Raw genomic sequence first — 26,945 nt, 5'->3', positions numbered from 1 at the left:
GCGTATCAACTGGCTCGCTGTAACTCGACGACGAACACGGCACCCTCGGGATCGTTGTCCTCGACCCAGACGTCGCCACCGTACCTGTCGACGAGCGTCTCGACGAGGTACAGTCCGATTCCGGTGCCCGCACTCTCGAGTCCCTTTTCGCCTTTCCCGAAGATCGTTTCTTTCCGTTCGTCCGGAACCCCTGGACCGTTGTCGGCGACGGAAATCGCGACCCGATCGTCGCGCTTCTCGGCGGTGACGGTTATCTCGGGAACGTCCTCGTCGTTGTGCTGGACGGCGTTTTTCAGGAGGTTTCGAAACACCGCAGCCAGCATGTCGTCGGCGACGACGTCCGTTCGTGGAAGCGTCCCCTCGACGGTCACGTTCGCTTCCGGATGTGTCGATCTGATCTCTGCAATCTCCCGGTCGATCGTTCGGTGGAGGGCGATCCGTTTATCGTCGACGTCGACCTGTAACATTACGTCGGCCAGGTCGCGCGCAGTCGTCGTGAGTTCGATCGCGTTTTCGGCGCTCTGTCTAACCGTTTCGAGTTCGTCTTGCATCCCCTCGCTGACGTTCCCTTCGAGCATCTCGGCGTACGCCTGGACGAGCTGGAGATCGTTCCGGATGTCGTGGCGGACGACCTCGTTGAGGATCTTGAGGTTGTCCCGTTGCTCTTCGAGTTGGTTCTCGTACTCGACCCGTTCCGTGATGTCGTGGACGATCGAGAAGAGGAAATCGTCGTCGGCTATCGTAATGGGCGAGGAGTGGACCTCGACCGTTCGGACCTCGCCGCTTGCCAGTTCGTGATGGAAGACGAAGTAGTTGCGATCTTCCCGCTCGGCACGCGTGCGTTCCCGTGCCACTTCCTCGGGCGAGAGCCGATTGATCGACTCGATATTCCTCGCGGTGAGTTCCTCGGCCGCGTAGCCGTAGAACTCGGTCGCGGCCTCGTTCGCATCCTGGATCGAACCCGACTCCGGATCGATCAGCAACATTGGCGCGCTATGTCGCTCGAACATCCGACGGAACCGCTCCTCGCGTCGTCGCAACGCTGCTTCCATCTCCTTGCGCTCGGTGATGTCCTGGATAACGCCGTCGAAGTACGTCTCTCCATCGACCGTCGTGGCGATCGCGGTCACCGACCCCCAGAACCGTTCGCCGGAGAGCGTCTCGAGTTCCAGTTCGGATTCCGCGATGCGGCCGTCCGCCTCAAGGCGGTCGGCAAACGCCTGTCGTGCCGTCGGATCAGCGTACAGGTCCCGCACGTCGTAATCGAGCAGTTGCTCGGCGGAATCCGCGTCGAACAGGTCGACCATTGCCGGGTTGGTCTCGAGGAATTTACCCGCTTTCCCCGGCGTGTTCCGATAGATTCCCACGGGGACGTTGTCGACGAGTTCCTTGTACCGCTCTAACTCCTGTTCGTACTCGACGGTCTCGGTGACGTCCCGACAGATCGCGATGAACAGCGGACCGGCTTCCGCTTCTGGCGTGACTTTGCTCACCCAGACGTCGACGGGGTAGGTCGACCCGTCCCGTCGTCGATGGGTCCCGTCGACCTCGATGTTGTGTATCAATCCCGGTTTCATCGACTCCCACCGATCCCGTAATTCCGTGACGTCGACGCCAACTTCGAAGTCGGGAACTGTCATCGAACGCAGTTCGTCCCGCTCGTAGCCGAGCATATCGGCGAGCGTCTCGTTGACGTCGTGGACGTTCCCGTCGGCGTCGTGAACGACGATTCCGTCCGGCGCTTTTTCGAACAACACCCGGAGTCGTTCTCTGTTTCGATCTAACTCCCGCTCCCGTTCTTTGCGATCGGTGATATCGATACCGACACCGATCATTCGATCGGGGTTCCCGCCGGCGTCGGCGATCAGTTCTGCGCGTGTGATGTTCCAGATGTACTCGCCCGAGTCGTGGCGGATCCTGAATTCGTGTTCGAACCCCTCCGCCTGCTCGAGGGCAGTTTCGACGACGCGCCCGAGTTCGTCTCGGTCGTCCGGATGAACCCGGTCGATAAACGCCTCGTAGGTCCCCTCGAACGCCCTGGGTTCGAGCCCGAGTAACTCCGCCATGGAGTCGTCCCAGATCACGGCTTCGGACTGGAGGTCCCACTCCCAGACGCCGGCGTCGGCGGCGTCGAGTGCAAGCGACAACCGCTGTTCGATCCGCCGGCGCGCACGTTTCCGGGCGTTCCGGTCGGTAACGTCTCGAGCGACGCCAACCAGTTGCGTTACCGCGTCGTCCTCGACGATCGGCGTGAGTTTCGTGTGCCACTCGACGGTCCCGGATGGATGGTCGAGCGTCTCCTCGTACTCGATTGTCTCCCGCTTTTCGACGCAGTCGCGATAGTTGACGACGACGGCCGCCGCGTCTTCGCCGTCGAGGATTTCGTGTGGCCGCGTCCCTCGAATCTCCTCGGTCGACAGTCCGGTTAGCGCTTCGTGGGCGGGATTGTTCCGGCGAAACGTGAACGTGTACGTCGATCCGTCGTGACCGACATCGACGAGAAACACTGCGTCGTCGACGGTATCGAAGATCGTCTGGTACTCGATTTCGATCGCCGACGATCCCCGTCCCGACCCGGACGATCGATCGGATGGCCGGGAGCGATCATCCCGGTACTCGGATCCGTTTTGCCCAGTCATACCATCCTGTTGTTCTGAAACCGCTAAAATTCACTGATATGGCGATGGCGACCGCTGATACGTTTACTGTACGTCAGTACCGGCGAACCCGCGACCCGGGCGACGGATGCGCCGGTGAACAGTTACAGTAAGCCGTATGAGAGTCCACTGGATCCCGATCCTGATCTCGTTCGTAGTCGGTGGACTCGTGTCATCGGTGCGATAGCAGTGAAGCGATAGCTCACCACTTCAGGGGTGTGCCAGCGCGCTCGAAAACGACGCGACGGTCGGAGACAGCAGGTGTGCAGTGACGTGTAGTGGCTACCATACCGACGGACTGAAGGTCACGTCGTTCGACGGGAAACACAGACAGGTATCGATGGCCGACGAACTCAAACGCCGACTCGTCCACGCCAGCGGCTCCGGACTGGTCGCGCTCTATCTGCTGGCCCAGTACCTCGAGTTCGGGCTCACCTGGGAGTACTTCCGGTATCTCATGGTCGTCCTCTCGGTGGTCGTCGTCGCCCTCGAGTTCGTGCGACTCCGCGTCGGCCTCGAGTGGTGGCTCTACGACAAACTCACTCGAGAGTACGAACAGGATCAGTTCGCCGGCTACGGCTACTACATGCTGAGCATGACGGCGGTGGTGCTCGTCTTCCAGCCCGCGATCGCCCTGCCGGCGATGTTGATGCTCGCGATCGGTGATCCGATAAGCGGGGCCGTCTCGGACGACTCGCTCAAGCGGGTGAAAGGACCGAAAGTCCTCGTCACGATGTTCGTCGTCTCGGCGGCACTGGCCGCGCCGTTTCTCCTCGAGTACCCGCTGGCCGTCCTCGCGGCGGCGCTGGGGTCGACGATCGCCGACGGCGTGAAGGTACAGGTCGGGGAGTTCATCGTCGACGACAACCTGACGATCCCGATTTACGCCGCCGTGGCGGCCTGGATCGTCCTCGAGTTCGCCCCCGTCTAACGGCGCGGACGGCTCGGGGCGTCTACGGCCGGCTCGAGGTGTCTATTCCACCGTATCAGCTGTTGAGCCGCCACAGCTCGAAGTTGAGTACCGTAGCGAACGTTACCCAGACGAGATAGGGGACGAGCAACGCGGCGGCCCGCCGATCGACCCGTCGAAACGCGGCGATCGTCGCGACGACCAGTATCCAGAGGACGAGGATGATTCCAAGCGCCGCGAGCGGGGCCTCGAGCGAGAAGAACGCGGGCGTCCAGACGACGTTGAACGCCATCTGGGCGACGAACAGTCCGAGCGCCAGCCGGCGGCCGCCGGCGTCGGCCCGCCAGACCAGCCAGAGGGCGATTCCGAGCAGCGTGAACAGCGCCGTCCAGACGACCGGAAACGCGATCTCCGGCGGGTAGAACCACGGCTTCTCGAGGGCTCGGAACCAGGGCGAATCGGGACTCGAGAGGACGCCGGGGACGCTGCCGACGACGTTCACCAGGAGCACGAATCCGAGCGCTCGCAACACGTCGCCACCCGGCGGCAGCCGACTGGAAGCCGTTTCGAACGCCATACCGAACGGACGCGCTCGAGCGGCTTGAGTCCCCGTGGTGGCTCGTGTTTTCACTCGATGACTGCGCCGAAAGAGCCACTGCCGGCGTACGGCGTCGCCCGCTATACTTTCACCGCGGTACGGGAACCCTTATTCGAAGCGAGGATGAACTGGCGACAATGGCAACGACGGACGAGAGCGGCGAACCACCGTCGATCGAGCATCCGCTTCTCGAGTCCGACTTCCTCGAGCGTCGGCTCTACCAGTTGAAGCTGGCGGGCACGGCGGCGAACCACCACACGCTCGTCTGCCTGCCGACGGGGCTGGGAAAGACGACCGTGAGCCTGCTGGTCACCGCCCGCCGGCTCGAGGAGGTCGGCGGCACGTCGCTGATGCTCGCACCGACGAAGCCGCTCGTCCAGCAACACGCGGACTTTTATCGCGAGGCGCTGCGGATTCCGGACGACGAGATCGTCGTCTTCACGGGCGACGTCAGTCCGGACGACCGCGCCGAGATGTGGGCCGATGCGACGGTCGTGATGGCGACGCCGCAGGTGATCGAAAACGACCTCGTCGGGAGCCGCATCTCGCTGGCCGACGTGACCCACTTGACTTTCGACGAGTGCCACCGCGCGACCGGCGACTACGCGTACAACTACATCGCGGAGCGCTATCACACCGACGCCGAGCGGCCGCTCGTCACCGGAATGTCCGCCTCTCCCGGCGGCGACGAGGAGGCGATCCTCGAGGTCTGTGAGAACCTCGGTATCGCGGAGGTCGAGGTGATGACCGAGGAGGACGCCGACGTCGCCGAGTTCACTCACGACACCGACGTCGAGTGGGAGCGCATCGACCTCCCCGAGGAGGTCATAGAGATCCGGGACGCGTTGAACGAGGTGATCACCGACCGCCTCGAGTCGCTGAAGGAACTCGGGATCGCGAGTTCGACCCAGCCGGACCAGTCCCAGAAGGACCTGAACCGGATGCGTGCCCAGCTACAGGAGTTGATCGACAACGACCAGTCGAAGGGGTTCGAGGGGATGTCGATCCACGCGGAGGTGATGAAACTCAGGCAAGCGGTCACGCTCGTCGAAACCCAGAGCGTCGAAGCCCTCCGGCGGTACTTCGAGCGCCAGCGCAACCAGGCCCGGTCTTCGGGGGCGTCGAAAGCCAGCCAGCGGATGGTCTCCGATCCGCGGGTTCGCGAGGCGATGCGCCGCGCGGAGAGTTTCGACGAACTCCACCCAAAATACCGGAAGGCGCGGATGCTGCTGGCCGAGACGCTGGGTCTCGAGGGCGGCGAGCGCGTCATCGTCTTCACCGAATCCCGCGACACGGCAGAGGCGCTGACGGCGTTTCTCTCCGAGAGCTTCGAGGCGAAGCGCTTCGTCGGACAGGGCGACCGCGAGGGCTCCGACGGGATGACCCAGAACCAGCAACAGGAGGTCCTCGACGACTTCCGGGCGGGCGAGTTCGAGGTGCTCGTCTCGACCTCCGTCGCCGAAGAGGGACTCGACGTTCCCGAGGTCGATCTCGTCCTCTTTTACGAACCCGTCCCCACCGCCATCCGGTCGATCCAGCGGAAGGGACGTACCGGACGTCAGTCGGAGGGCCGTGTCGTCGTCCTCATGGCGGACGATACCCGCGACGAAGCCTACTTCTGGATCTCCCGGCGGCGCGAGAAAGAGATGGAACGGGAACTCCGGGATCTCAAGGGAATGGCCGACGACCTCGAGGCCGAACTCGACGACTCCCAGCAGTCACTCGCCGACTTCGACGGCGCGAGCGAGAGCGTAGCGAAAGTGGACGGCGACGCCGGGAAACCCGATGCAGTCACCGACTCTTCCAGTGGAAGCGAGGGGGCTGGGAACCAGCCCGGATTGCAGGAGTTCGCCGGCGAAAACGCGGGTTCGAACGGCGAGGACGAAGGAAGCGCAGGGGACGACGGCGACGACGAGGTCGAAACGCACGAGCCGTCGGCCGACGGCGATACCGTCGAGATCGTCGCCGACCAGCGCGAGATGGACGCGAACATCGCACGGGAGCTCTCGAGGCGAGACGAGATCGACATTCGCCTCGAGACGCTCGAGGTCGGCGACTACGTCTGCTCCGATCGCGTCGTCGTCGAGCGCAAGTCGGTGGCGGACTTCGTCGACTCGCTTCTGGACGGCGACCGGTCGCTGTTCGAGCAGGTCGGAGCCATGGCCCGACACTACTCGCGACCGATCGTCGTCGTCGAGGGCGACGGGCTGTACGACCAGCGCGACGTCCACCCGAACGCGATACGGGGTGCGCTCTCGAGTCTGGCGGTCGACTTCGACGCGAGCATCCTGCGAACCGACGGCGAGGACGAAACGACGGAACTGCTCGCGGTGATCGCGGCTCGCGAACAGGAGACCGCCGACCGCGAGGTATCGGTTCACGGCGAGAAGGGGACCAAGACGCTCGCGGAGCAACAGGAGTACGTCGTCTCCTCGATCGCCGAGATCGGACCCGTCACCGCCCGCTCGCTGCTCGAGGAGTTCGGCACCGTCGAGGCGGTGATGATCGCGACCGAGGACGAGTTGCAGGCGGCCGACGGCGTCGGCCAGGTGACCGCCGAGCGAATGCGCGAGGTCATCGGCAGCGAGTACACGGGGTCGAAGTGACCGCGGGAAGCGAAGACGATCTCGGTCGCCGGAGAATTACGAGACGCTCCTCGAGCGGCGGCGTGGCCGCGAAAGCGGGCGCAATCCCCCAGTACGTGGGCCACACTCCATCCGGATCGAGACGCCGAGACAACAGCCCGTCGGAGACCGCCCGCCGGTGACGAGTCGTCGGAATCAGTCCGAACGACGGTGAACGGAAAATATATATCGAACGGCTCTCGATACTTCGGGAGACGCCCGATCCGCCCTCCAGCGTCGGCACCGATGGCCGACTCCCGATCGGGATTCGCTCGATCACACGGATCGGGACTCGAGTGCGAACTGATCCCCTCACGATGACGATCCAGACAGCGACCACGAACGGACCGATTCGAGACGCACACGCCGGCCGGATACCCGCCGGTTCGACGGTCACGAATCAATGATACCGGAGTTCTCCGCCTCGCGTTCGGACCAACTGGCGCGGGTTCGGCGCGGTCTCGAGGATCGCGTCCGGATCGATACGCGAACCCTCGCCGTGTTCCGGGTGTTCGTCGGATTGCTCATCGTCGCCGACCTGTTTCTCCGGAGTCGGAACTTTTCGTTTTACTACAGGAACGACGGCGTCGTCCCGCAGTCGCTCGCTCAGGATATGACCGTCGACGGCGCGTTCTCGTTCTATCACTTCACGACGGATCCGACGCTGATCGCCGCGCTGTTCGTCCTGCAAGGGCTCATCGCCATCCAGTTGATCGTCGGCTACAAGACTCGTATCGCGACGGTTCTCTCCTTTCTGTTCGTCATCTCGCTCGACTATCACAACCCGCTGGTGACGAGTTACGCCGACATCCTGTTCCGGTTGCTCCTGTTCTGGGCGATCTTCCTCCCGCTCGGCGAACGGTGGTCGATCGACGCCGTTCACGCCGATCGGGAGCCTCGAGCGAGCATCGCGAGCGCCGCCTCCGCGCTAATACTGTTCCAGATGGTCTACATGTACTTCCACAACGGGGTCCACAAGATGGAGTCCGAACTGTGGACCAGCGGGGAGGCGACGCCACAGATTCTGGGACTCGACGACATGACGTTTTTCCTCGCCGAACCGATCCGGCAGTTCCCGACGCTGCTCCAGCTCGGCGGTCTGAAGTGGTACTACATGTTGTTGTTCTCGTGGCTCCTTCTCCTGCTCGTCGGCCGAAAGCGGATGCTCTTTGCGTTGCTGTTCGTCGGCGGCCACGCGACGTTCGCCGTCACGGTTCGGATCGGGGCGTTTCCCTACGTCGCGTGGGCCGGATTGCTCCTGTTCTTCCAGGCACAGGTCTGGGAGGACGGAAAGACGCTGCTTCGGTACGCGAACGTCGACCCCTCCCGCCTTACGGAACCGTTCTCTCGACTGGAACGGGTCGCCGCGTCCGTCCCGTCGCTCCGACTCGATAGCGAGCAACAGCGACAGGTGAAATCGGCGGCGTACGACGTGAGCCTCGCGGTCGTCGCCGCCTCGATGGTCGTCTTCCTGCTCTTTGCCCACGCTCCGATGGGCGCAGTCGTCGGCGACGACGTAAATCCCGACGACGAGATCAGCGGCGTGGCGTCGAAAGTCGCCGCCCACCAGCCGTCGTGGACGGTGTTCGCGCCCACGCCGCGAACGACCGATCGGTACTACGTCTTCCCGGCCAGAACCGCCGACGGGGACCTGATCGACGTCTACAACGAACGCCCGATGACCTACGACAGACCGGGCGACGAACTACAGAAACAGTACGGCACGTATCGCGAACGGTTCTACATGAACAGCGTCCGACGCGGCGGCTCGAGTAACGACGTGCCGACTGTCCTCGCCGAACACATCTGCGAGACGTGGGAGGAAGAACACGGCATCGAGTTGACCCACGTGAACATGTATCAGGTGACCGAAGACATCACGATGGAGACGATCAGCGACCACGAAAACCGGGAGCGAAACGCGTACCTGATCCAGCAAAACGCCTGCGGCGACAACGAACCGGAAGAGATTGCACCGCCGCCGGACGATCTGTAGCGACCGGAACCCTGAACTGGCGTCTTCCCGTACGTGCGAACAACGCGATGAGCGAAGATATACCGGACGACGGGGCGATCGTCCTCTTCGACGGCGTCTGTAACCTCTGTACCGGATTCGTACAGTTTCTCATCCCTCGAGACCCGGACGGGGTTTTCTACTTCGCCTCCCTCCAGTCCGACGTCGGCGAGCGGCTGGTCGCCGAGTACGGTCTCGACGACCACGACCTGGATTCGATCGTGTTGATCGAGGGGAATTCTGCGTACGTGAAATCCGCCGCAGTCATCCGGATCGCCTCCCTTCTCGGCGGAATCTACGCACTCGCACGACCCCTCCGCTTGCTCCCACAACGGCTTCGCAACTGGGGGTACGACGTCGTCGCGGCGAACCGGTACCGCGTGTGGGGCAAGAAAGACCAGTGTATGATGCCGAGCGAGGACGTTCGCTCGCGGTTTCTGGACTGAAAGCGTTACCGTAGCGTGTTCAGCGTCTCGCTCGCCTCTCGAGCGGCCTCGAGACACTCGGTCGCGTACCGGGGGTCGTCAGTTTCGGCGGCTTCGCGGGCGAACTTCTCGAGGGCACGAACCAGCGAGTCCCGAGCCGTCTCGAGGTCGCCGTCGACCGCCGGCGGCGTGGACGACGACCGCCGGGTCGTGGTCTCGCTCGAGCGCGGCGGGGAGCGGCCGGACCCCGTCTCCGTTTTCGACGACCGGACCGCCTCGTCGCCGCCGCGCGGCGTGGCCTGATCGGCCGAACGATCGTCGGACGGCCCCTCCTCCGTCGACCGAGAGGATGTGACGGGTTCGTCCCCGCGATCCTCGAGTTCGATCGTCGCCGATCCGTACGGTGGGTCCGCCGTCGATCCCGCGTTCGCCCCGTCCGTTTCCTCGGTCGGGCCGTCGCCGGCGGCGTCGGACGGCCCCGTCTCTGCCGGCGGTTGTTCGGCCGGCTGGGCCTCGAGGTCGGTCCCCTCGACGGCGTCGGGGGTACCGTGACAGCTCGGACAGAACGTCGTTCCGTCCTGTTGAAACAGCGGATCGCCGCAGGTGCCACAGTGGGAGTTCGTCATCGTCGCCCCCTTGAGCAGGAGATCGCTCATCCGCTGGGTGGCCTCGCGTTCTTTCTTGTCGCGTTCGTACTTCTCGCGGAGCTTTTCGCGCTCGGCTTCCTTGTCGAAGTCGCTCATACCTTCCGTAACGTCGTCGACCGTCGAAAAAGCTGCGAAGCGTTCGCTATCGGCAGAAACGATCGTCCGCTGGGGAGGCGAGCCCGAACGGCGACACCGTGTCGACTCTCCGAGAACGACGAGAACAACAGTCGGTCGCTCTGTCACCGGGCTCTGGAGGATTGCCGGTCGGTCGATCACACCGCCTCGAGGCGACCGAGACGACCGCCGTCCGGATCCTGGAGGGTGATCGTTGCGGACCGGGGGACGAACCGGTTCGGCCGATCGAACTGCTGTGCGACGGTGTACTCGAGTCCCTCGGCATCGGCGAGCGAGTCGGGGAGGTCGCCCCACGGCTCGACGTCGACGACCGTGGACAGTCCGCGGAGGCCGGCGCGCTCCGGTCCGCCCAGTTCGAACGAGAGTGACGCGGCGTCCGCGGCGGGTCGGTTGATCTGGACGACAACGAGGCCGTACGACTCGAAGTCGGTTTCGCGAGCGAAGTCGGGGGCTGCTTCGGTTCCCGCGATTCGGTCCGTCTCGCTTTCGTCGATGAGAATCGCCGCGATACCGCCGTCGTCCGACGGATCGCGGTCGTCGATGGTGACGTCGCCGGGACGATGGAGCGACCCGACGCCGGCACTCCAGGTGATCCGGGAGACGGCGTCGAGACACCCGGCGGTCGCACCGACCACCCCGACAGCGCCGGCCCGGAGGAGGGCTCTGCGGTTCACGATCGATAGTTAACAGTCTGACACTATATAGGTTGCATTTTCCCACGCTCGAGGACGCCAGCAACGCACTCGAGGACAGTTCCGGTCGAAGCTGTGAAACGGCGACGCTCGAGGACGGCTCCGACCTTCCCACGACCCGAACGACCTGCGCAACAGTTATCCGGAAACGGCGTCCTCGAGCGCCTCGACCGCCGCCTCGGGCGTCTCTACGACCTCGATCTCGAGGGCGTCGATCTCGTGGGTGCCGAGGCCGACGATCGGTCTATCGTAGACCGCCGCGAATCCGATTTCGGAGAGGGTGCCGGCGCTGCCCGCGAGCGCGACGACGGCGTCGCCGTTGAGCGGAACGAGCGCGTTCCTGGCGTGGCCGAGTCCGGTCGCGATCGAAACGTCGACGTGCTCGTTGGCCGCCTCCGGATTGTCGCCGGGGAGAATGCCGATCGTCGTTCCATCTTCACGTTTGGCACCGCGACAGACGGCCGCCATCGTGCCGCCCAGTCCGCCACAGACCACCGTGTGCCCTCGAGCCGCGAGTTCGCGACCGATCGCTTCGGCGAGGGCCCGTTCGCTGTCCGTGATCGTTCCGCCACCGACGACGCTTGCGCGCATACGACCCCGTTGGGAGCGGGAGTTCTTCAGACGGTCGATTGGTCCGATTCACCCTGTGACCGCAGAGTCGCGGTCCCTCCGGTACACAGTTACAGCAATCCGTCTCAGTCACTCGAGCGGCCGGAGGTAGTTGGCGAGAATCCACTCGCCGATCCGTTCGCCCTGCTCGCGGCTGTCCTCCATCGTGAACCGGAAGTGGTTCCCGACGTAGATCCGGCTATCGACCGACTCGGAGAGCGCGTCAGCGAGGCTGTCGAACGAGCGGACCACGCCCTCGTCCTCGCCGGAAGTGCCGGTTCGGATGTCGCCGCCCAGTTCGAAGGAGTAGTCGCCGCCGCCGAGGACTCCCTCGAGGACGTGACAGGCCGCACCGCCGTAGGCCGCGAGCGTCGAACTGTACTCCGGCGATCCGCCGGCGGCAAGCGGGGACCACGTTCCGTCGGCCTCGGTTTCCGGGTTCCCGTCGCGGTCGGCCTCGTGAATCGCCGTCCGGGGTCGCCAGAAACCGAACTCGTACTTGGACTCCGACCCCGAGATACCGGCGTCGACAAGCGCCAGACTCACCAGTGCGAACAGCCTGGCCTCCTCGAGCAGCGAGAGATCCTCCTCGACGACGAGTCGCTGGGCGATGACGTTCCACATATTCGGCGGCCTGGGTGATCCCGGCGCACCGCGCCAGAAGCCCGCGACGTCGACGTGTTCCTGGGGCCGCTCTGCCGCGTCGTTACCGCGTTCGTACACCTCCCACCAGGAATCGGCGTAGACCTCGCTCTCGAGCGGCGGCGGCCCGTCCGGACGAAACTGATCGCGCGCGTTCATCGTCCACGGGTCGACGTGGGCGTGGACCGGATTCCAGTCCCCGCGGAAACAGCCGGGCTGGGTCGAATCCTCGCAGGGAACGTAGATTTCGGTCGCGTACTCGTCGTCGCGGTGGGCCAGCAGTTCCGTCGCCACTTCGCGGCCCCACCGTTCGCCCGCATCGACGTCTCCGCCCTCGCTGGCCGCGAGCGTCGCCTCGAGGGCGGGCTCGAACTCGCTTCCGTACAGTTCCGCCATCGTCTCGTGGGCCGCTCCGGCGAGCGCTGCGACCGGCGACGCGTCCGCGGGTGCGGCGGACGGATCCGCCAGGTACGGCTCGAAGTGGTCGTCGCCGGCGGCGGCGTGGACGCCGTTTATCGCGTCGAACGTCGCGACGTTGAGCAACGCACCGCGACGCGTCGGGGCGATGTTTCCGCCGCGAAAGTGCTGGATGCCCTCGATGAACCGTTCGTTCCACAGACACAGCGGGTCGTCTGTCGGCTCCGCCGCGCCGATGACCTCGGTACAGCCCGCGACACAGAGGAGTCCCGCGGTCCCCGCGGCGGCGAGAAACGAGCGCCTGCTTCGTGAAGACGATCGATCGTTCGTCGCGCGATCCATCCCGGTGTGCAGTCGTGAGTTCGGTCTGGTCATCGTGGGTTCGGTCCGGTCATCGTGGGTTCGGTCCGGTCATCGCGGGTCGGTCTGGTCACGGTCTAGGCGTACGATCGCCGCTCGTCGATACCGTCGGGGGTCACGTGTATCCGTTGGCCGGTTTCGACGTCCTCGAGCGTCAGTTCGGTTCCGTCGGGCCACGTCACCCGGAGTTCGTCGACCGTGTCGGCCTCGCCGAAGCCGAAGTGTAGCGTTCGGGTGTCCTGGGACTGGTAATCCGCTCTGGCGTTGCGAACCCGAAGCTGGGAGTCGCCGTCGACGGTCGCTTCCACAGTCGTTCCGAGCGTCGTGTGGTCGAGGTCTTCGGCACCGCCCACGACGACCTGCAGGCTGTCTCCCTGCTCGGCGTCGTTGCTGTAGAGGCGGTAGCTTGCCCGGCTCCCGGCGACGGCGACGTCCATCGAGCCGCTCGAGTCGAAATCGAGGGCGGCGACGCCGCGCTCGTCGACCTCCTCGAGGCCGAGTTCGCTCGCGTCGAGTCGGTGGAACTGGCCGTTTTGCTGGGCGAACACCATCGGCCGCACGAACGTCGGCTGGCCCTCGTCGAAACGCGCCTGAAACTGCGTCGCGTGGAAGACGTCGACCTGCCCGTCGCCGTCGAAGTCCTCGACGGCAGCGCCCCAGCCCCAGCCACCCTCGTTCAGTCCGCGCTCTTCGCCCTGATCGACGAAGCCCTCGTCAGTGCGAACGAGGAGGTTGTTGCCCTGATTGCGGTCGCCGATGCGTGCGGTCATGAAATCGACGAACAGTTGCCGTTGCGTGTCGGGTAGTTCGCCCCACCGATCGCGGGGGTAGTAGATGTTCGTCACGAATATCTCGAGTTGCCCGTCGCCGGTGACGTCGGCGGTACTCGAGGACATTCCGTTCCGGTTCGTCTCGTTGCCGAGGTACTCCCGGTCGAACGTGCCGTCGCCCCGGTTGTAGTAGATCTCGTCCTCGAAGTAGTCGTTGGCGACGTGGATGTCCGGGTGGCCGTCGCCAGTCAGGTCGACGAAGCTAGTGGCCATGCTCCAGTGTTCGCCTTCGATTCCCGCGTCGTCGACTCTGTCGAACTCGCCGCAGTCGCCGGTGTAGAGGGCGTTGAGTTCTCCGTTGTCCTCCTCGGCGGGGAAGTCGAGCTGGTAGTGCCAGCCCCGGGGGTGCTCGTCGAGCCAGTCGCCGTAATCGAGTACGAACACGTCGGGACAGCCGTTGCCGGTCGCGTCGGCGGCGCTCGCCGAGACGGGAACGACGAACTCGTCGTCGAAGCCGACGTCGCGCTCGCGGAACGTCCCCTCGTCGTTTTCGAAAAAGACCGGCGTTCCGCCGCGGCGCAACAGGAGCAGATCCTCCCAGCCGTCGTTGTCGTGATCGAAAAACAACGCCCCCTGAGCCGTTCCCTCGACCGGCGGGAGGTCCCCGGAGCGCTCGAACTCGCCACCAGTATTCTCGAACAGAACCGGTTCACCGCCACCGATCGCCAGGAGATCCGTCTCACGGGAGTTCGTGTAGTCGACAGCGTAGACGCCGTCGTTCCCGTTTACGGCACCGATGTTGATCGACTCGTACTCGAGGCCGCGTTCGGTCGCGACTTCCTCGAAGCCGTAGTCGTCCGTCGTCGGCTCTTCGGCCCCGTGTCCGTCGACGTCCTGGACGGGGACACCGACACAGCCCATCACAATGACAGCGAGCACGACCGCACCCATCCCCATTAGGTAACGCACAACACGGTAGATGTTGGTTAGGCATTATAAATCAATTGATTCGACCCCTCACGAGCGATGAGATATCGGACGGTTCGCTTCCGAGAGTGGACTCGACTTTCGACGATCGACGTCATTATATTCGTCAAACCGCTCGAGAAAGCCCGATTCGACGGATTTAACGCGGGGGCAGGCGGATCGTTACGTGGTATGACGAAAGTTAGCGTGGTCGGCGCGGCTGGAACGGTCGGGGCCGCCGCAGGCTACAACATCGCGCTTCGGGATATCGCAGACGAACTCGTTTTCGTGGACATCCCGGACCAGGAGGACACGACGGTCGGACAGGCAGCCGACACCAACCACGGCGCAGCCTACGACTCGAACACGACGATCCGTCAGGGCGACTACGCCGACACCGCGGGTTCGGACGTCGTCGTCATCACCGCCGGCATTCCGCGCCAGCCGGGTCAGACCCGGATCGACCTCGCGGGCGACAACGCACCGATCATGGAGGACATCGGCTCCTCGCTCGCCGAGCACAACGACGACTTCATCACCGTCACCACGTCGAACCCGGTCGATCTGCTCAACCGCCACCTCTACGAGGCCGGCGACCGCGCCCGCGAGCAAGTGATCGGCTTCGGCGGCCGACTCGACTCCGCACGATTCCGGTACGTCATCTCCCAGCGCTACGACGCACCCGTCCAGAACGTCGAGGCGACGATCCTCGGCGAACACGGCGACGCCCAGGTGCCCGTCTTCTCGAAGGTCCGCGTCGACGGTCGGGATCTCAAGTTCACCGACGACGAGAAGGAGGAACTCTTGGAGGAACTCCAGACCTCGGCGATGAACGTCATCGAGAAGAAGGGCGCGACCGAGTGGGGCCCGGCGACCGGCGTCGGCCACATGGTCGAGGCGATTCTTCGCGACACGGGCGAAGTGTTGCCCGCAAGCGTCACACTCGAGGGCGAGTTCGGCCACGAGGACACCGCATTCGGCGTTCCCGTCAAACTCGGCTCGAACGGCGTCGAAGAGGTCGTCGAGTGGGACCTCACCGAGTTCGAGCGCAACCAGCTCGGCGAAGCCGCCGAGAAGCTCTCCGAGCAGTACGACAAAATCGCGTAATCCGGCTTTCTCTCCCCCGCTTTCACCTCCCGCAGTTCGATCGCCGGAACCAGCGGACGAGCGCGATCGCAACGTTCAACTGATACGTTTGCGTACCGATCCGGCGTGACAGCGTACGACGCAGTGTTGTTCGACAGCGACGGTGTCCTCGTCGAGCCCCCGCCAGCCGAGACGCAGTCGACAGCCACGCGAGCCGCGTTCCGCGAAGTCGGCGTCGACGACCCCGACCGACGACACGTCGAGGCCGTCGTCGACGGCATCACCGTCGAGGAACTCGAGGGGATCTGTGCGGCCTACGACCTCGATCCCGAAACGTTCTGGGAGGCTCGAGAGCACCACGACGAGCGGTCCCAACTGGACGAGTTCGAGCGAGGCGTCCGCGGTCGGTACGACGACGTGTCCGCGATCACCGACCTTCCGGTCGACTGCGGCGTCGTCAGCAACAACCACCACACGACGATCGAGTACGTCTTGACGCAGTTCGGCCTCGAACCCGCCTTCGAGACGTACTACGGCCGCGAGATGACGATCGAGAGTCTCGAATTGAAAAAGCCGAACACGCACTACCTCGAGCGGGCGATGGCAGACCTCGCGGCCGAATCGGTGCTGTACGTGGGTGACAGCGAGAGCGACATCGTCGCCGCAACGCGAGCCGGACTCGAGTCGGCGTTCGTCCGCCGGCCCCACTGCCGGGAGACGGAACTCGAGGTCGCGCCGACCTACGACCTCGGGGACCTCCACGACGTCGCGGATCTCGTGTGCGGCGATGGACGGCGTGGACGCTCCTGAGTATCCGGTTTCGTCGAGATCAGTACGTGCGGACATAGTTCTCGAGTCGCTCTGGAGAGACGTTCCGCGATCGGTCTGGAAATACCGTCCTCGAGTCGTGGTGTATACACGGCGTGATTCCTGACCCCCAGAAAGAGACGCTGGTACGTGCGTCCGATCGCGGCTACTTCGAGTCCCCCCGTCAGGTAACGATGGAAGAACTCGGCGACGAACTCGGAATGTCCCCGCAGGCTGTCGTATCTCGCCTCCGTCTGGGGCCGAAACACATCCTCGAGAACACCCCTCCCGAAACGGACGGTTCGAATCAGTGACTTGCTTAAAAAAGTGTTGTATACCCATAAGTAGTGCTGACGTAGATCCGTGACCAAGAAGAGCACAACATATGCCCGGCGGAGAGAGCGATCGAACGATCGCCGAATGTCTCGACTGCGGCAACGTCTATGCGGTGAAAGAGTGGCCAGACGGGACGATTCAACCGATCGGGATGAGAAACGGATGTCAGTGTGGCGCAGCGGAGTTGCAGGTCATCCAGAAAACGAACATCACCAATCTCCGTGAAGACTGATACGGTTTACCGTCCGTCATTCCCGGCGCACCCGCGATCCGAGCGGCGGGTGTACCGGGACATCGGTACAGCAATCCGTATGAGTTGAACGGATATCGAAACAGATCGGGCGACGCAGGGCAATTCTTCACACTGATCGCACAGCTATCGTGCGATCAGGTGTGCATTGATCTGCAGTGACCACTATCTCAATCGAAGAAATCGGAGAGTCGACTACTTCGTCCGCACTCGCATTTCGACCAGTCCGGGATCGAGCGTGATCCCGACGTCCGTCTCGATCGAGTCGGTGACTCGCTCGAGGTCGACGCGGCGGGCGAGCGTCGCAAGCGTCAGTTGCAGCTCCGTCATCGCAAAGCGCATGCCGATGCAGTGGCGCGGCCCGCCGCCGAAGGGGAAGTAGGCGTACTCGGGCCTGTCGTCGGGGTCGGCGACGAGCGGCAGATCGGCTCCCTCCCCCTCGAGCCACCGGTCGGGTCGAAACTCGTCGGGGTCGTCCCACCACCGCTCGTCGCGGTGGATGGCGTACATCGGAAGCTGGACGGTCGTCCCCGGCGAGATCCGGTAGCCGCCGATCGACGTCTCCTCGTGGGGTTCGCGGTGGAGAAACGGCAGCGGCGGGTACAGTCGCATCGCCTCCCGTCCGATCGCCTCCGTCACCGCCAGTTCGGGGAGGTCGGCCATCGTCGGATCGCGATCACCGCAGACGATCTCGAGTTCGGACTCGAGGCGCTCCCGCGATTCGTCGTCGCCCGCGAGCAGCCAGCAGGCGTAGGTGAGCGCGGTCGCGGTCGTCTCGTGGCCGGCCAGCAGGAAGGTCATGAGCTGATCGCCGATCTCGTCCGACGAGGGTCGGGTTCCGTCGGGGTACTCCCCGGTCGACAGCAGCGTCAGCAGGTCGTCGCCGTCGGCACCCGACGCGCGGCGCTCGGCCACCAGTTGCTCGACGAGCGAGCGCACGTCGGCCGTCGCGTGCTCGAACCGGCGTGCGGTCCGACTCGGCACCCACCCAGGCACCAACGCGCCAGCGCCGAACACCTCGCGGGCCGTGTACTCGCTCATCGCGTGGACCCAGCGACGGACTCGAGCGCCGCGGTCCTCGTCGAGTTCCAGGTCGAACAGCGACCGCGCGAGGACCGTGAGCGTGAGCGCCGACAGTTCCTCCTCGAGGTCGACGACCTCGCCGTCCGTCCAGCCGTCGATCGCCCGGACGGTTTCCTCGACCATCGCGTCGGCGTACGAACGAATCTGATCCGGCGTGAACGCCGACTGCAACATGAGCCGCTGGCGTTTCCACTCTTCGCCCTCTGCAAACAGCACGCCCTCGACGTCGATGACGTCACTGAACTCGTGTTCGAACTCGCCGCGCCAGAACTCGTCGCTCCGGGAGACGAGCACCTGTTCGACGTGGTCGGGATCGTAGAACGCGACGAGGTCGCGCCCGAACGCCTCGTAGCGAACGACGTCGCCGTACTCCGCGTTCGACTCGAGGAGCGCGAGGGGATCGCGGGCGAACGAGAGCGTGCTCCCGATCAGCGGAAGGCCGCGAGGCCCCGATGCCGTCGCGCTCGAGGTCGGTCGTGGGTCGCTCATACCCGAACGGTGGGTGGCCACTACTGTCGTCGTTATCCCGAAGCACTGAACTTCTTTAAGTTGGAAAGACGAGTATGCGGTCTGCCGACCTCACGCTGCGACTCCCGCCGTCGATGCAGATGCCAGTGGCGAACGTTCCCGCCGAGCCGACGTTTCGGGAGGAAGTCCTCTCCTGGGAGATCGATCCGGAGGCGGAGACGATCCGGTTTCTCTCGCTGGTCGTCGGCGATCACGAGGGACTCGCCGAGATCGCAGCGGACCTCGAGATGGTCCGGCGGTACGACATTACGCGCGTCGACGACGACAGTTTCTACGGCTACGTCGAGATGGATCTCCGGGAGGCCGACGCGACGTTCATGGGGTCGTTCGACGTCCCGGGGCTGGTGATCGTCCCGCCGATCGTCTACACCGGTCGGAAGACGGTCCACGTCACTGTCCTCGGGGAGCCGGACGCGCTCTCGGGCGTGCTCGAGGCGTTCCCCGAGGGCGTCGGCGTCGAGGTCGAGCGCGTGAGCGACCACCAGCGAAAAGCCGAGACGCTCGCCGGTCGACTGACCGCCCGGCAGTTCGAGGCGATGGAAGTCGCGAGGAGCGTCGGCTACTACGACGTCCCACGGAGCGGGTCGCTCGCCGACGTGGCGGCTGAACTCGAGTGTTCGGAAAGCGCGGCGTCGACGCTGCTTCGGACGGTCGAGTCGGAACTCGTCGACGCGGCGTTACGGCGGTGAGAACGAAGGCTGATCGAGTGTCATACGGTTTACTGTAAGTCATTGCCGGCGCACCCGCCGCACGGGTCGCGGGTGCGCCGGTACACAGTTACAGTAATCCGTATCAGGGAATTATCTGCTCGCCGTCATCGTCGTAGATCGTGATCGCGTCGACGGGACACGTCCGCGCGGCGAACTTCGCGTCCAGTTCCGCGTCTTCCGGAATTTCGCGGGCGAAGATCCCGTCTTCTTCCTCCTCGCTTCCCTCGAGGATCGCCTTCCCTCTGTCTTTGTCCTTCGAGAAGGCGTCCCACTCCGCGACGCACTGGTACATCCCGATACAGGTGTCCTCGTCGAATTCGACACGCATGGCCGACGGTTGGATCGATGCGGGTAAAGCACTGACGGGATCGGAAACGAGAGCGGTCACGCACCGCCCCCGGCGGTCGAACCGTCCTCGTCGGACGCAGATCGCCGGGCGCGAAACCGGAAAAACAGCCACGTGAACCCCAGCCAGAGCGCGACGTTCGCACCGACGAGCGGGATCAACGGCAGTCGAAATCCCCAGACGAAACTGAGTGCGACTCCGACGAGGGCCGCGAGCACGTACGCATCGATTTCCCCGCCCCTCGAGAGATACCGATCGTAGACGACGCCGAAGATGACGGCGACGACGAGGTACGCGCCGACCGTAATCGGCGGCGTGGTTAGCAGTATCAGGTGGTACAGTTCCTCGACGGCGAACTCGGCGAGTTCCGGGTGCGTCTCGAGGGCCGCCTCGAGTTCGCCCTCGATCTCCGTTCGGGCGCGGACGATGGTGAGCGCGTGGATCACTCCCGCGAGCACGGCGAGCGGAACGCCGGACCGAACGCTCGTCCCGATGACCTGGCGGAGTGGCCGCGTCTGCGTCGTCATGCAGGATCGATATGGTGACAACCACCTAACTCCTTCGCGATCGCTCGAGACGAACCGAGCGGAGCGTCGGGGTGGGGATAGCCAGACGAACGTTTATCCGACGGCCCGTCGAATCCTGCCTGACGAGATGGTCGCTGCGTCGTTCGTCGTTCTGGTCGGGACGGCTATCGTTACCTGTCTGTTTATGGCGTGGGTACTCGGCGCGAACAGCAACTCGCCGCCGTTCGCCCCCGCGATCGGCGCGAACGCGATTTCGACGATGCGGGCCGCGTTCGTGATCGGCCTGCTCGCGGCCGCCGGCGCGCTGATGCAGGGGGGAAGCATCTCCGAGACGGTCGGCGCGGACCTGATAGACGGCGTCGCGATCACGCCGCTGGCGGCGACCGCCGGATTGCTCACCGCGGCGACGTTCATGGCCGTCGGGATCTACACCCGGTATCCGATCCCCGCGGCGTTCGCGACCACGGGCGCGATGGTCGGCGTCGGGCTCTCGCTGGGCGGCGATCCCGCGATGGCGACCTATCGCCGACTGGGGACCTTCTGGCTGCTCGTCCCCTTCATGTCCGGCGGTCTGGCGTACGCCACCGCCGTCACGCTGCGCCGCGACGACATTCCCGAGTCCGTTGGCGTCCCACTGCTCGCCGGCGTCGTCGGCGCAATCGTCGCAAACGTTCGCCTCGGCATCGTCCCCGATCCGGTCGCCGACCAGGGAACGCTCGCTCGCTTCGTCTCCCGACAGTTCGGTGGCGGTCCGACCCTCGCTTACGGCGTCGACGTCGGGACCGTCCTCGTGACCGTCGCCGTCGGCGTCCTCGCGTTCTACTGGGTTCGAAAGCGCGTCCTCGAGTCGGTCGAAGGCGGCATTCGGTCGTTTCTGCTCGTCCTCGGCGGAATCGTCGCCTTCTCCTCCGGCGGCTCCCAGGTCGGGCTCGCGACCGGCCCGCTCGAGAACCTCTTCCGGGTCGAACTCGGACTGCCGGGAATCACGCTGCTGGCGCTCGGCGCGACCGGCATTCTCGCCGGTGCGTGGATGGCCGCACCGCGTCTGTTACAGGCGACCTCGCGGGAGTACGCCCAGCTCGGCGTCCGTCGGTCGATCGCGGCGCTGGTTCCCGGCTTCGTCATCGCACAGCTCGCGATCGCGCTCGGGATTCCTATCTCGCTCAACAACATCATCCTCTCGGGAGTTATCGGCGGTGGACTGGCCGCGGGATCGGCCGGCGTCTCCCGGCGGAAGATCGCCTTCACGGTCACGTTCTGGCTGCTGACGCTCGCGAGTTCGATCGCCGTCGGATACGGCCTCTACCGGGCGCTCGCCACAGTGATCGGCGGGTGAACGCGAACCGGACACCGTCCCCGGTGTGCGAGGCTTCTGGTGCCGAGGATCAACCGGCGGGAGATGCGAGGTAGCTTCCACAGATAGCGAGAACTCCGACGAACACCAGAAACAGGTCGATCGGAGGCGACACGAAGACGATCGGCGTCCCGAAGATCAGCGCCCCGACCCCGATCCGCCAGACGATCGACTGCGGGTAGTATCCACAGTGTGGACACTCGTCGGCGGTTCGCGAGATCTCCTCGTCGCATCGACGGCAGTAGTACACCGGTTTCACTGGTTCCTCCGTGTCGTCGGTTCGTTTTGGCTTCGACGCGTTTCGATCCTGGTTTCGTCCGCTTCACGCTCGCTCGCTGTGCGGTCGTCGACAGCGCCCACGCGGTGACCGGCGGTCGTGGACAACGCCCACGCGGTGCCTGGCGCCCGTCTCGAGGCCGGTAGCACCCGAACCGTACTGGCTGTCGGCCGGCAGTTCCGGTGCAAGCCGGGTGGGCTGCGGTCGCGCCGGGTAGCCGGCACCGGCGACCGCATCATACGGATTGCTGTAACGATTTACCGGCGCAACCGCCGCCCGGGTCGCGGTTGCGCCGGAAATGACTTACAGTAAACCGTATCAGCCCAGAACCGTCACCGGACGGTCGGTCCGCTCGACGACGGTCGTGGCGACGGTTCGACCGAGAAGCCGCCGAACGAGACCGCTCGTTTCGGTCCCGTGGCCGTACATGACGACGTGATCGACTCCCTCGTCGCTCGCGTACGTCGGAATGACGTTCGCCGGACGGCCCTCGCGAACCTCGATCCGGACGCGATCCGTCGCGGCCCCAGCGTCGACGGACTCGAGCAGTTCCGCCGCACGGTCGCGCGCTCGTGCCGTCCGTTCGTCGTCTCGCTCGAGGACGCCCCCCTCGCTCAGCGGTGTGCCGATCGGGGTCACGACGGCGAGGACGATTACCTCCGCGTCGGGATACGCCTCGAGAGCGTACGCGAGCGCCTCGTCCTCTCGAGGACGGCCGAACGTGGGGACGAGGACGCGAGTGGGATCGGCCATCGGGCACAGTTCGACCGCGAGCCTCATCGATCTGTCGCCGCCGGGCCAGTGTGGCACATCGACCTGTCGCCACCGGGTCCGTGTGACACATCGATCTGTCGCCGCCAGTATGATCTCAGAGAAACGGCGTTCGGTGGACAGACGACACGCGCTGGGCGGGAGACGACAGTTTAAACCCCGGGACGCGCCAAAGGCGGGTAATGAACGTCGAGGAGCTGTCGGGGCTCCCGCCCGGTGCCGTCTCTCACTTTCGGGAGGAGGGCATCGAGGAGCTCTACCCGCCACAGGCCGAGGCCGTCGACGCCGGTGCGACCGAGGGCGAGAACCTCGTCGCCGCCGTCCCGACCGCAAGCGGGAAGACGATGATCGCGGCGCTGTCGATGCTCTCTGCAGTCCAGCGAGGGGGGAAGGCGCTCTACATCGTCCCGTTGCGAGCGCTGGCCAGCGAGAAAAAGGCCGAATTCGACGCCTACGACTCGTTCGGCGTGACGACCGGCGTCGCGACCGGCAACTACGAATCGACCAGCGAGTGGCTCGCCACCAAGGACGTGATCGTCGCTACCAGCGAGAAAGTCGACTCTCTGGTGCGAAACGGCGCGGCCTGGCTCTCGGATCTCACCTGCGTCGTCAGCGACGAGGTCCACCTCATCGACGACCGAAGCCGGGGACCGACCCTCGAGGTGACCCTCGCCAAGCTCCGGCAGCTGAACCCGCAGTTGCAAGTCGTCGCGCTCTCGGCGACGGTCGGCAACGCCGACGAGATCGCCGACTGGCTCGACGCCTCGCTCGTCGACTCGGAGTGGCGACCGATCGACCTGCGAACAGGCGTCCACTACGGCAACGCGCTCAACTTCGACGACGGGTCGACGCGGGAGGTGCCCGTGGAAGGCTCCGAAAAACAGGAGGCGGCGCTCGTCCGCGACATCTTACAGGAAGGAGGGTCCTCACTGGTGTTCGTCAACTCCCGGCGAAACGCCGAGGCCGCCGCTCGCAGACTGGGAAGCGTCTCGAGTCCCGAACTGACCGACGACGACCGAACGGCGCTCGCGGAACTCGCCGAGGAGATCCGCGAGGACAGCGACACGGAGACGAGCCGCGATCTCGCGGACTGCGTCGAGCGCGGCTCCGCGTTTCACCACGCCGGCCTCTCGAACACCCAGCGGAGCCTCGTCGAGGACGCCTTCCGCGACCGCCTGTTGAAGGTGATCTCCGCGACGCCCACCCTGGCTGCAGGCGTCAACACGCCCGCCCGACGCGTCGTCGTCCGGGACTGGCGGCGCTTCGACCCCAGCGCCGGCGGCATGGCTCCCCTCGACGTCCTCGAGATCCACCAGATGATGGGGCGGGCGGGACGACCCGGCCTCGACCCCTACGGCGAAGCCGTTTTGCTCGCAAAGAGTCACGACGAGAGCCAGGAACTGTTCGACCGCTACGTCTGGGCCGACCCCGAGGACGTCCGCTCGAAACTGGCGGCCGAACCCGCCTTGCGAACGCACGTCCTCGCGACGATCGCCTCCGGGTTCGCGCGAACCCGAACGGGGCTGCTCGACTTTCTCGAGGCCACCCTCTATGCGAGCCAGTCCGCCGAATCCGGCCGACTCGAGTCGGTGACCGACGACGTGCTCTCCTATCTCGAGCGCAACGACTTCGTCGAACGCGAGGGAGCGTCGCCCGGTACGGGATCCGGGAGCGATTCGGTCGAGGCGGACGACGCTGGGAGTGCCTTCACTTCCGCGGCAGACCTCGCCGAACGCGACGACGCGGCCGTCGAACTCGAGGCGACGAACCTCGGCCACACCGTCTCCCGGCTCTACCTCGACCCGATGAGCGCCGCCGAGATCGTCCACGGCCTCGAGTCGGCCGACGACCGCCCGACCGCGCTCGGGCTCTACCAGCTCGTCTCGCGGACGCCGGACATGTACGAACTCTACCTCCGCTCGGGGGAAGACGAGAAATTCGGCGAACTGTACTACGAGCGCGAAGCCGAGCTGCTCGGCGACGCTCCGAGCGAGTTCGAGGAGAATCGCTTCGAGGACTGGCTCGCGGCGCTGAAGACGGGCAAACTGCTCGAGGACTGGGCCGAGGAGACCGAAGAGGAGACGATTACGGAACGCTACAAGATCGGCCCGGGCGACCTCCGCGGGAAGGTCGATACCGCCGAGTGGCTGCTCGGAGCCGCCGAATCGCTCGCCCGCGAGATCGACAGCGAGTGGACCGTCGCGGTCCGGGAGGCACGGGCACGAGTCGAACACGGCGTCGGCGAAGACCTGCTCGAACTCGTCTCGGTCGGCGGCGTCGGCCGGAAACGAGCCCGGCGGCTGTACGAGGCGGGCATCGAGGAGCCCGCCGACCTTCGAACGGCCGACAAGGGCGTCGTCCTCCGGGTGCTCAAGGGGAAAAAGACCGCCGAAACGATCCTCGAGAACGCCGGCCGGGAGGATCCGTCGATGGACGGCGTCGATCCGGTCGATCCCGGCGGCGGGACCGGTGGCTCGAGCGCCGAAGGCGAAAGCGGGACGGGGGACGGCCCGAACGGAGACGCCAGTACGACCGAATTCGAGGACAGCCAGTCGAGTCTGGGTGACTTCTGATGGAGCTACTCGAGTGCCGGCTGTCGGTCGACGACCTCGACGCGTTCGTCTCGCGACTGGGCGAGATCGGCGACGATCACGGCGTGACGATACAGGCGTTCGATGCCCGGTACGTCGCCGACCGAAACCACCTCGAGCGCGCGGTCGAACTGGCCGACCGGTCGATCGAACGCGGGGAGAACGTGGCTCGCGATCGAGCCGTCGAGATCCTGCTGTACGCCGCCGGGCGGCGACAGATCGATCGTGCGCTCGAGATGGGCGTCGGCGAGGGCGGGAACCGAGCCGTGATCCTGATCGCCGGCGACGAGACGAGCGAAGTAGACGACGCTCGCGAATCGGCGGCGCTCGAGGCACTCGAGGAACTCGAGGCGGTCGCCTCGCTGGAGGCGACGCTCGCGGAGCCGGACGAGCGGACGCTGTGTGACTTCTTCGAGATCACCGACGCCGAGCGGGCGGCGACCGATGCCTCGCTGTCGGCGCTGGTCCGCGAGCGGGTGGCGTTGCTCGAAGTCGAAAAATAACAGCTCTGACAAACTCGAAGAAACGGGTAGGGTGTTTCGGATCGACAGGCCTCGAGGGCCGAATAGATAACGGAACGACAACAATGGTGAGATCCACCAAGTATATTGTACTTCGATTCGTGGCGTCCGGACACATGATCAAGAAGGTGGTGGCGGTCGTGTTCGCACTGGGGATCGGTTCCGTCGGGATACTCGGCGGACTGTTCGCCGCGGGCGTGATCGGCGTTCCAGACGCCGGCCTCGAGGACAACGCCTGGGGCGAGGTCGACGACGAGCGGATCGAGGTGATCACGACGGTCTGGATCGACAATCCCAATCCCGGGATCAACGTCGACGAGCTCGCCGTCGAGTACGCACTCGAGATGAACGACGTCTCGCTCGCCGACGGAGACGCGGCGGACGTCACGGTTCCGTCGGGCAACTCCACGACCGAGCTTCGGACCGGCCTTCGCTACCAGCAGATTCCCGTCTGGTGGGCGTCCCACGTCGACAACGGCGAGGTGAGCGATCTCGAGGCCGACGTCACCGTCCACGCCGAGGTCGGCCCGCTCTCGGGATCACCCACCCACACCCACGAAGACGAGATCGAGACCGACCTCGAGCCGATGGTGGCCGAGAGCATCTCGGAGATGGAGGGCGAACACTCGCTGTCGCCAGTCGACTCCGGAGCGACGGGTGACGGAACGCTCGAACCGACGGTCGAGATCACGGACACCGACGCGGAGTGGGGTGCAGTCGATCGGGACCGGACCGAACTACACCTCACGTTCGACGTCCACAACCCGAACGCCTACCCGCTCCCGACGCCGGCGTTCACCGGCGAGATGGAGTTCAACGATCACCTCGTCGCCGAGTGGGACGCCCACGAGGTCGACGCCCTCGAGGGAGGTGACGGGACGAACATTCCACCGGGTGAGAGCCGCGAGGTCACGTTCGTCGTCGACCTCGACAACGACGACGTCGCCGCGTGGTTTGCCACCCACGTCGACAACGAGGAAGTCACCGACGCCGAGATGCGCGCCCAGCTCGCGATGCAGATCGGCGACGAGACGGTGACGATTCCACCCGAAGGAGAGGCGGTCCACTGCGAGTACGACGTGGCGACTGCCATCTTCGTCGACCAGGAGTCCGGCCTCGAGTCCGAGGGGTGTGAGTTTATGCCGTGGGCCACTCCCGACGAGCGATCGCTCGATGGACTCGAGGCGACGGGTTCGGGTGGGGATGACGACACGGGCCTGATCGGCGGCACCGACGCCGACGATCGAACGGTTGCAGACATCGATCTCCGTTCGGTCACCGAGTGATCGGAT

Annotated in this window: 25 protein-coding genes; 13 read left to right on the top strand and 12 right to left on the bottom strand. The window is 65.1% G+C overall.

What is annotated here, in order from left to right; all coding sequences use genetic code 11:
- Positions 1 to 5: 5 nt before the first annotated feature.
- The gene (locus EA473_RS08890; protein WP_124195310.1) at positions 6 to 2,639 is read right to left on the bottom strand and encodes a PAS domain-containing sensor histidine kinase; all 2,634 of its coding nucleotides are present in this window, start codon (positions 2,637 to 2,639) and stop codon (positions 6 to 8) included.
- A gap of 358 nt (positions 2,640 to 2,997) precedes the next feature.
- Here EA473_RS08890 and EA473_RS08885 point away from each other — a divergent pair, with 358 nt between their 5' ends.
- Positions 2,998 to 3,588: a diacylglycerol/polyprenol kinase family protein gene (locus EA473_RS08885; RefSeq protein ID WP_124195309.1), complete on the top strand. Its 591-nt coding sequence runs from the start codon at positions 2,998 to 3,000 to the stop codon at positions 3,586 to 3,588.
- 55 nt (positions 3,589 to 3,643) lie between these two features.
- Here the strand turns inward: EA473_RS08885 and EA473_RS08880 are convergent, their stop codons facing one another.
- Positions 3,644 to 4,144: a TspO/MBR family protein gene (locus EA473_RS08880; protein WP_124195308.1), complete on the bottom strand. Its 501-nt coding sequence runs from the start codon at positions 4,142 to 4,144 to the stop codon at positions 3,644 to 3,646.
- A gap of 158 nt (positions 4,145 to 4,302) precedes the next feature.
- Between EA473_RS08880 and EA473_RS08875 the strand changes: the two genes are divergently transcribed.
- The 3 genes from EA473_RS08875 (at position 4,303) to EA473_RS08865 (ending at position 9,249) form a co-directional block, all read left to right on the top strand.
- A complete protein-coding gene (locus EA473_RS08875) occupies positions 4,303 to 6,771 on the top strand; it encodes a DEAD/DEAH box helicase (RefSeq protein ID WP_124195307.1) in 2,469 nt (822 codons plus the stop codon).
- 421 nt (positions 6,772 to 7,192) lie between these two features.
- Positions 7,193 to 8,785, top strand: a complete 1,593-nt coding sequence (locus tag EA473_RS08870; RefSeq protein ID WP_124195306.1) for an HTTM domain-containing protein — start codon at positions 7,193 to 7,195, stop codon at positions 8,783 to 8,785.
- A 47-nt stretch (positions 8,786 to 8,832) separates the two neighbouring features.
- Positions 8,833 to 9,249: a thiol-disulfide oxidoreductase DCC family protein gene (locus EA473_RS08865; RefSeq protein WP_124195305.1), complete on the top strand. Its 417-nt coding sequence runs from the start codon at positions 8,833 to 8,835 to the stop codon at positions 9,247 to 9,249.
- Between the two features lie 5 nt (positions 9,250 to 9,254).
- Here EA473_RS08865 and EA473_RS08860 read toward each other — a convergent pair whose 3' ends face one another.
- The 5 genes from EA473_RS08860 to EA473_RS08840 all read right to left on the bottom strand — a co-directional run bounded on the left by EA473_RS08860 (position 9,255) and on the right by EA473_RS08840 (position 14,457).
- Positions 9,255 to 9,971 (bottom strand): Sjogren's syndrome/scleroderma autoantigen 1 family protein, encoded by a 717-nt coding sequence (locus tag EA473_RS08860; protein ID WP_124195304.1) that lies wholly within the window; start codon positions 9,969 to 9,971, stop codon positions 9,255 to 9,257.
- 176 nt (positions 9,972 to 10,147) lie between these two features.
- Positions 10,148 to 10,684, bottom strand: coding sequence for a hypothetical protein (locus EA473_RS08855; RefSeq protein ID WP_124195303.1), 537 nt, complete (start codon positions 10,682 to 10,684; stop codon positions 10,148 to 10,150).
- Between the two features lie 156 nt (positions 10,685 to 10,840).
- Positions 10,841 to 11,293: a TIGR00725 family protein gene (locus tag EA473_RS08850; protein ID WP_124195302.1), complete on the bottom strand. Its 453-nt coding sequence runs from the start codon at positions 11,291 to 11,293 to the stop codon at positions 10,841 to 10,843.
- 108 nt (positions 11,294 to 11,401) lie between these two features.
- A complete protein-coding gene (locus tag EA473_RS08845; protein ID WP_124195301.1) occupies positions 11,402 to 12,712 on the bottom strand; it encodes a vanadium-dependent haloperoxidase in 1,311 nt (436 codons plus the stop codon).
- Positions 12,713 to 12,807: 95 nt separating this feature from the next.
- Positions 12,808 to 14,457: a CRTAC1 family protein gene (locus tag EA473_RS08840; RefSeq protein WP_124195300.1), complete on the bottom strand. Its 1,650-nt coding sequence runs from the start codon at positions 14,455 to 14,457 to the stop codon at positions 12,808 to 12,810.
- 201 nt (positions 14,458 to 14,658) lie between these two features.
- Here EA473_RS08840 and mdh point away from each other — a divergent pair, with 201 nt between their 5' ends.
- From mdh to EA473_RS08820, 4 genes are all read left to right on the top strand, one after another.
- Positions 14,659 to 15,573, top strand: a complete 915-nt coding sequence (gene mdh, locus EA473_RS08835; RefSeq protein WP_124195299.1) for a malate dehydrogenase — start codon at positions 14,659 to 14,661, stop codon at positions 15,571 to 15,573.
- A gap of 105 nt (positions 15,574 to 15,678) precedes the next feature.
- On the top strand, positions 15,679 to 16,362 hold the full coding sequence (locus EA473_RS08830) for an HAD family hydrolase (RefSeq protein WP_124195298.1): 684 nt from the start codon (positions 15,679 to 15,681) through the stop codon (positions 16,360 to 16,362).
- Between the two features lie 113 nt (positions 16,363 to 16,475).
- Complete coding sequence (locus tag EA473_RS08825) at positions 16,476 to 16,673, top strand: helix-turn-helix domain-containing protein (protein WP_341538992.1); 198 nt, start codon at positions 16,476 to 16,478, stop codon at positions 16,671 to 16,673.
- A gap of 71 nt (positions 16,674 to 16,744) precedes the next feature.
- Positions 16,745 to 16,927 (top strand): hypothetical protein, encoded by a 183-nt coding sequence (locus EA473_RS08820; RefSeq protein WP_124195296.1) that lies wholly within the window; start codon positions 16,745 to 16,747, stop codon positions 16,925 to 16,927.
- Between the two features lie 213 nt (positions 16,928 to 17,140).
- Here the strand turns inward: EA473_RS08820 and EA473_RS08815 are convergent, their stop codons facing one another.
- On the bottom strand, positions 17,141 to 18,517 hold the full coding sequence (locus tag EA473_RS08815) for a cytochrome P450 (RefSeq protein WP_124195295.1): 1,377 nt from the start codon (positions 18,515 to 18,517) through the stop codon (positions 17,141 to 17,143).
- A 74-nt stretch (positions 18,518 to 18,591) separates the two neighbouring features.
- On the opposite strand from EA473_RS08815, the gene EA473_RS08810 reads away from it, so the two are divergent.
- Positions 18,592 to 19,245, top strand: a complete 654-nt coding sequence (locus tag EA473_RS08810) for a helix-turn-helix domain-containing protein (RefSeq protein ID WP_124195294.1) — start codon at positions 18,592 to 18,594, stop codon at positions 19,243 to 19,245.
- 103 nt (positions 19,246 to 19,348) lie between these two features.
- On the opposite strand, the gene EA473_RS08805 is transcribed toward EA473_RS08810, so the two are convergent.
- Positions 19,349 to 19,594, bottom strand: a complete 246-nt coding sequence (locus tag EA473_RS08805; protein ID WP_124195293.1) for a ferredoxin — start codon at positions 19,592 to 19,594, stop codon at positions 19,349 to 19,351.
- Positions 19,595 to 19,650: 56 nt separating this feature from the next.
- Complete coding sequence (locus EA473_RS08800) at positions 19,651 to 20,139, bottom strand: hypothetical protein (RefSeq protein WP_124195292.1); 489 nt, start codon at positions 20,137 to 20,139, stop codon at positions 19,651 to 19,653.
- Between the two features lie 127 nt (positions 20,140 to 20,266).
- On the opposite strand from EA473_RS08800, the gene EA473_RS08795 reads away from it, so the two are divergent.
- Complete coding sequence (locus EA473_RS08795; protein ID WP_124195291.1) at positions 20,267 to 21,475, top strand: inorganic phosphate transporter; 1,209 nt, start codon at positions 20,267 to 20,269, stop codon at positions 21,473 to 21,475.
- A 49-nt stretch (positions 21,476 to 21,524) separates the two neighbouring features.
- Here EA473_RS08795 and EA473_RS08790 read toward each other — a convergent pair whose 3' ends face one another.
- Positions 21,525 to 21,752, bottom strand: coding sequence for a hypothetical protein (locus tag EA473_RS08790; protein WP_124195290.1), 228 nt, complete (start codon positions 21,750 to 21,752; stop codon positions 21,525 to 21,527).
- 336 nt (positions 21,753 to 22,088) lie between these two features.
- Complete coding sequence (locus EA473_RS08785) at positions 22,089 to 22,523, bottom strand: universal stress protein (protein ID WP_124195289.1); 435 nt, start codon at positions 22,521 to 22,523, stop codon at positions 22,089 to 22,091.
- 200 nt (positions 22,524 to 22,723) lie between these two features.
- On the opposite strand from EA473_RS08785, the gene EA473_RS08780 reads away from it, so the two are divergent.
- From EA473_RS08780 to EA473_RS08770, 3 genes are all read left to right on the top strand, one after another.
- The gene (locus EA473_RS08780; protein ID WP_124195288.1) at positions 22,724 to 25,114 is read left to right on the top strand and encodes an ATP-dependent DNA helicase; all 2,391 of its coding nucleotides are present in this window, start codon (positions 22,724 to 22,726) and stop codon (positions 25,112 to 25,114) included.
- Complete coding sequence (gene cgi121 / locus EA473_RS08775) at positions 25,114 to 25,635, top strand: KEOPS complex subunit Cgi121 (protein ID WP_124195287.1); 522 nt, start codon at positions 25,114 to 25,116, stop codon at positions 25,633 to 25,635. The genes EA473_RS08780 and cgi121 overlap by 1 nt, the downstream gene beginning before the upstream one ends.
- A 134-nt stretch (positions 25,636 to 25,769) precedes the next feature.
- Entirely contained in the window at positions 25,770 to 26,939 is a 1,170-nt protein-coding gene (locus tag EA473_RS08770; protein WP_124195286.1) for an LEA type 2 family protein, read from the top strand.
- Positions 26,940 to 26,945 lie beyond the last annotated feature (6 nt).

This window comes from Natrarchaeobius chitinivorans (assembly GCF_003841505.1).
Lineage (GTDB): Archaea > Halobacteriota > Halobacteria > Halobacteriales > Natrialbaceae > Natrarchaeobius > Natrarchaeobius chitinivorans.
This window is presented reverse-complemented; position numbering and strand designations above follow the sequence as displayed.

Bases quoted from the DNA above. Each gene is read 5' to 3' on its own strand.
- EA473_RS08805 (WP_124195293.1), bottom strand. From the start codon at position 19,594: ATGCGTGTCGAATTCGACGAGGACACCTGTATCGGGATGTACCAGTGC.
- EA473_RS08785 (WP_124195289.1), bottom strand. From the start codon at position 22,523: ATGGCCGATCCCACTCGCGTCCTCGTCCCCACGTTCGGCCGTCCTCGA.
- EA473_RS08770 (WP_124195286.1), top strand. From the start codon at position 25,770: ATGATCAAGAAGGTGGTGGCGGTCGTGTTCGCACTGGGGATCGGTTCC.
- EA473_RS08780 (WP_124195288.1), top strand. From the start codon at position 22,724: ATGAACGTCGAGGAGCTGTCGGGGCTCCCGCCCGGTGCCGTCTCTCAC.
- EA473_RS08865 (WP_124195305.1), top strand. From the start codon at position 8,833: ATGAGCGAAGATATACCGGACGACGGGGCGATCGTCCTCTTCGACGGC.
- EA473_RS08810 (WP_124195294.1), top strand. From the start codon at position 18,592: ATGCGGTCTGCCGACCTCACGCTGCGACTCCCGCCGTCGATGCAGATG.
- EA473_RS08800 (WP_124195292.1), bottom strand. From the start codon at position 20,139: ATGACGACGCAGACGCGGCCACTCCGCCAGGTCATCGGGACGAGCGTT.
- EA473_RS08870 (WP_124195306.1), top strand. From the start codon at position 7,193: ATGATACCGGAGTTCTCCGCCTCGCGTTCGGACCAACTGGCGCGGGTT.
- EA473_RS08815 (WP_124195295.1), bottom strand. From the start codon at position 18,517: ATGAGCGACCCACGACCGACCTCGAGCGCGACGGCATCGGGGCCTCGC.
- EA473_RS08795 (WP_124195291.1), top strand. From the start codon at position 20,267: ATGGTCGCTGCGTCGTTCGTCGTTCTGGTCGGGACGGCTATCGTTACC.
- EA473_RS08845 (WP_124195301.1), bottom strand. From the start codon at position 12,712: ATGGATCGCGCGACGAACGATCGATCGTCTTCACGAAGCAGGCGCTCG.
- EA473_RS08890 (WP_124195310.1), bottom strand. From the start codon at position 2,639: ATGACTGGGCAAAACGGATCCGAGTACCGGGATGATCGCTCCCGGCCA.
- mdh (WP_124195299.1), top strand. From the start codon at position 14,659: ATGACGAAAGTTAGCGTGGTCGGCGCGGCTGGAACGGTCGGGGCCGCC.
- EA473_RS08840 (WP_124195300.1), bottom strand. From the start codon at position 14,457: ATGGGGATGGGTGCGGTCGTGCTCGCTGTCATTGTGATGGGCTGTGTC.
- EA473_RS08820 (WP_124195296.1), top strand. From the start codon at position 16,745: ATGCCCGGCGGAGAGAGCGATCGAACGATCGCCGAATGTCTCGACTGC.
- EA473_RS08860 (WP_124195304.1), bottom strand. From the start codon at position 9,971: ATGAGCGACTTCGACAAGGAAGCCGAGCGCGAAAAGCTCCGCGAGAAG.
- cgi121 (WP_124195287.1), top strand. From the start codon at position 25,114: ATGGAGCTACTCGAGTGCCGGCTGTCGGTCGACGACCTCGACGCGTTC.
- EA473_RS08880 (WP_124195308.1), bottom strand. From the start codon at position 4,144: ATGGCGTTCGAAACGGCTTCCAGTCGGCTGCCGCCGGGTGGCGACGTG.
- EA473_RS08875 (WP_124195307.1), top strand. From the start codon at position 4,303: ATGGCAACGACGGACGAGAGCGGCGAACCACCGTCGATCGAGCATCCG.
- EA473_RS08885 (WP_124195309.1), top strand. From the start codon at position 2,998: ATGGCCGACGAACTCAAACGCCGACTCGTCCACGCCAGCGGCTCCGGA.
- EA473_RS08850 (WP_124195302.1), bottom strand. From the start codon at position 11,293: ATGCGCGCAAGCGTCGTCGGTGGCGGAACGATCACGGACAGCGAACGG.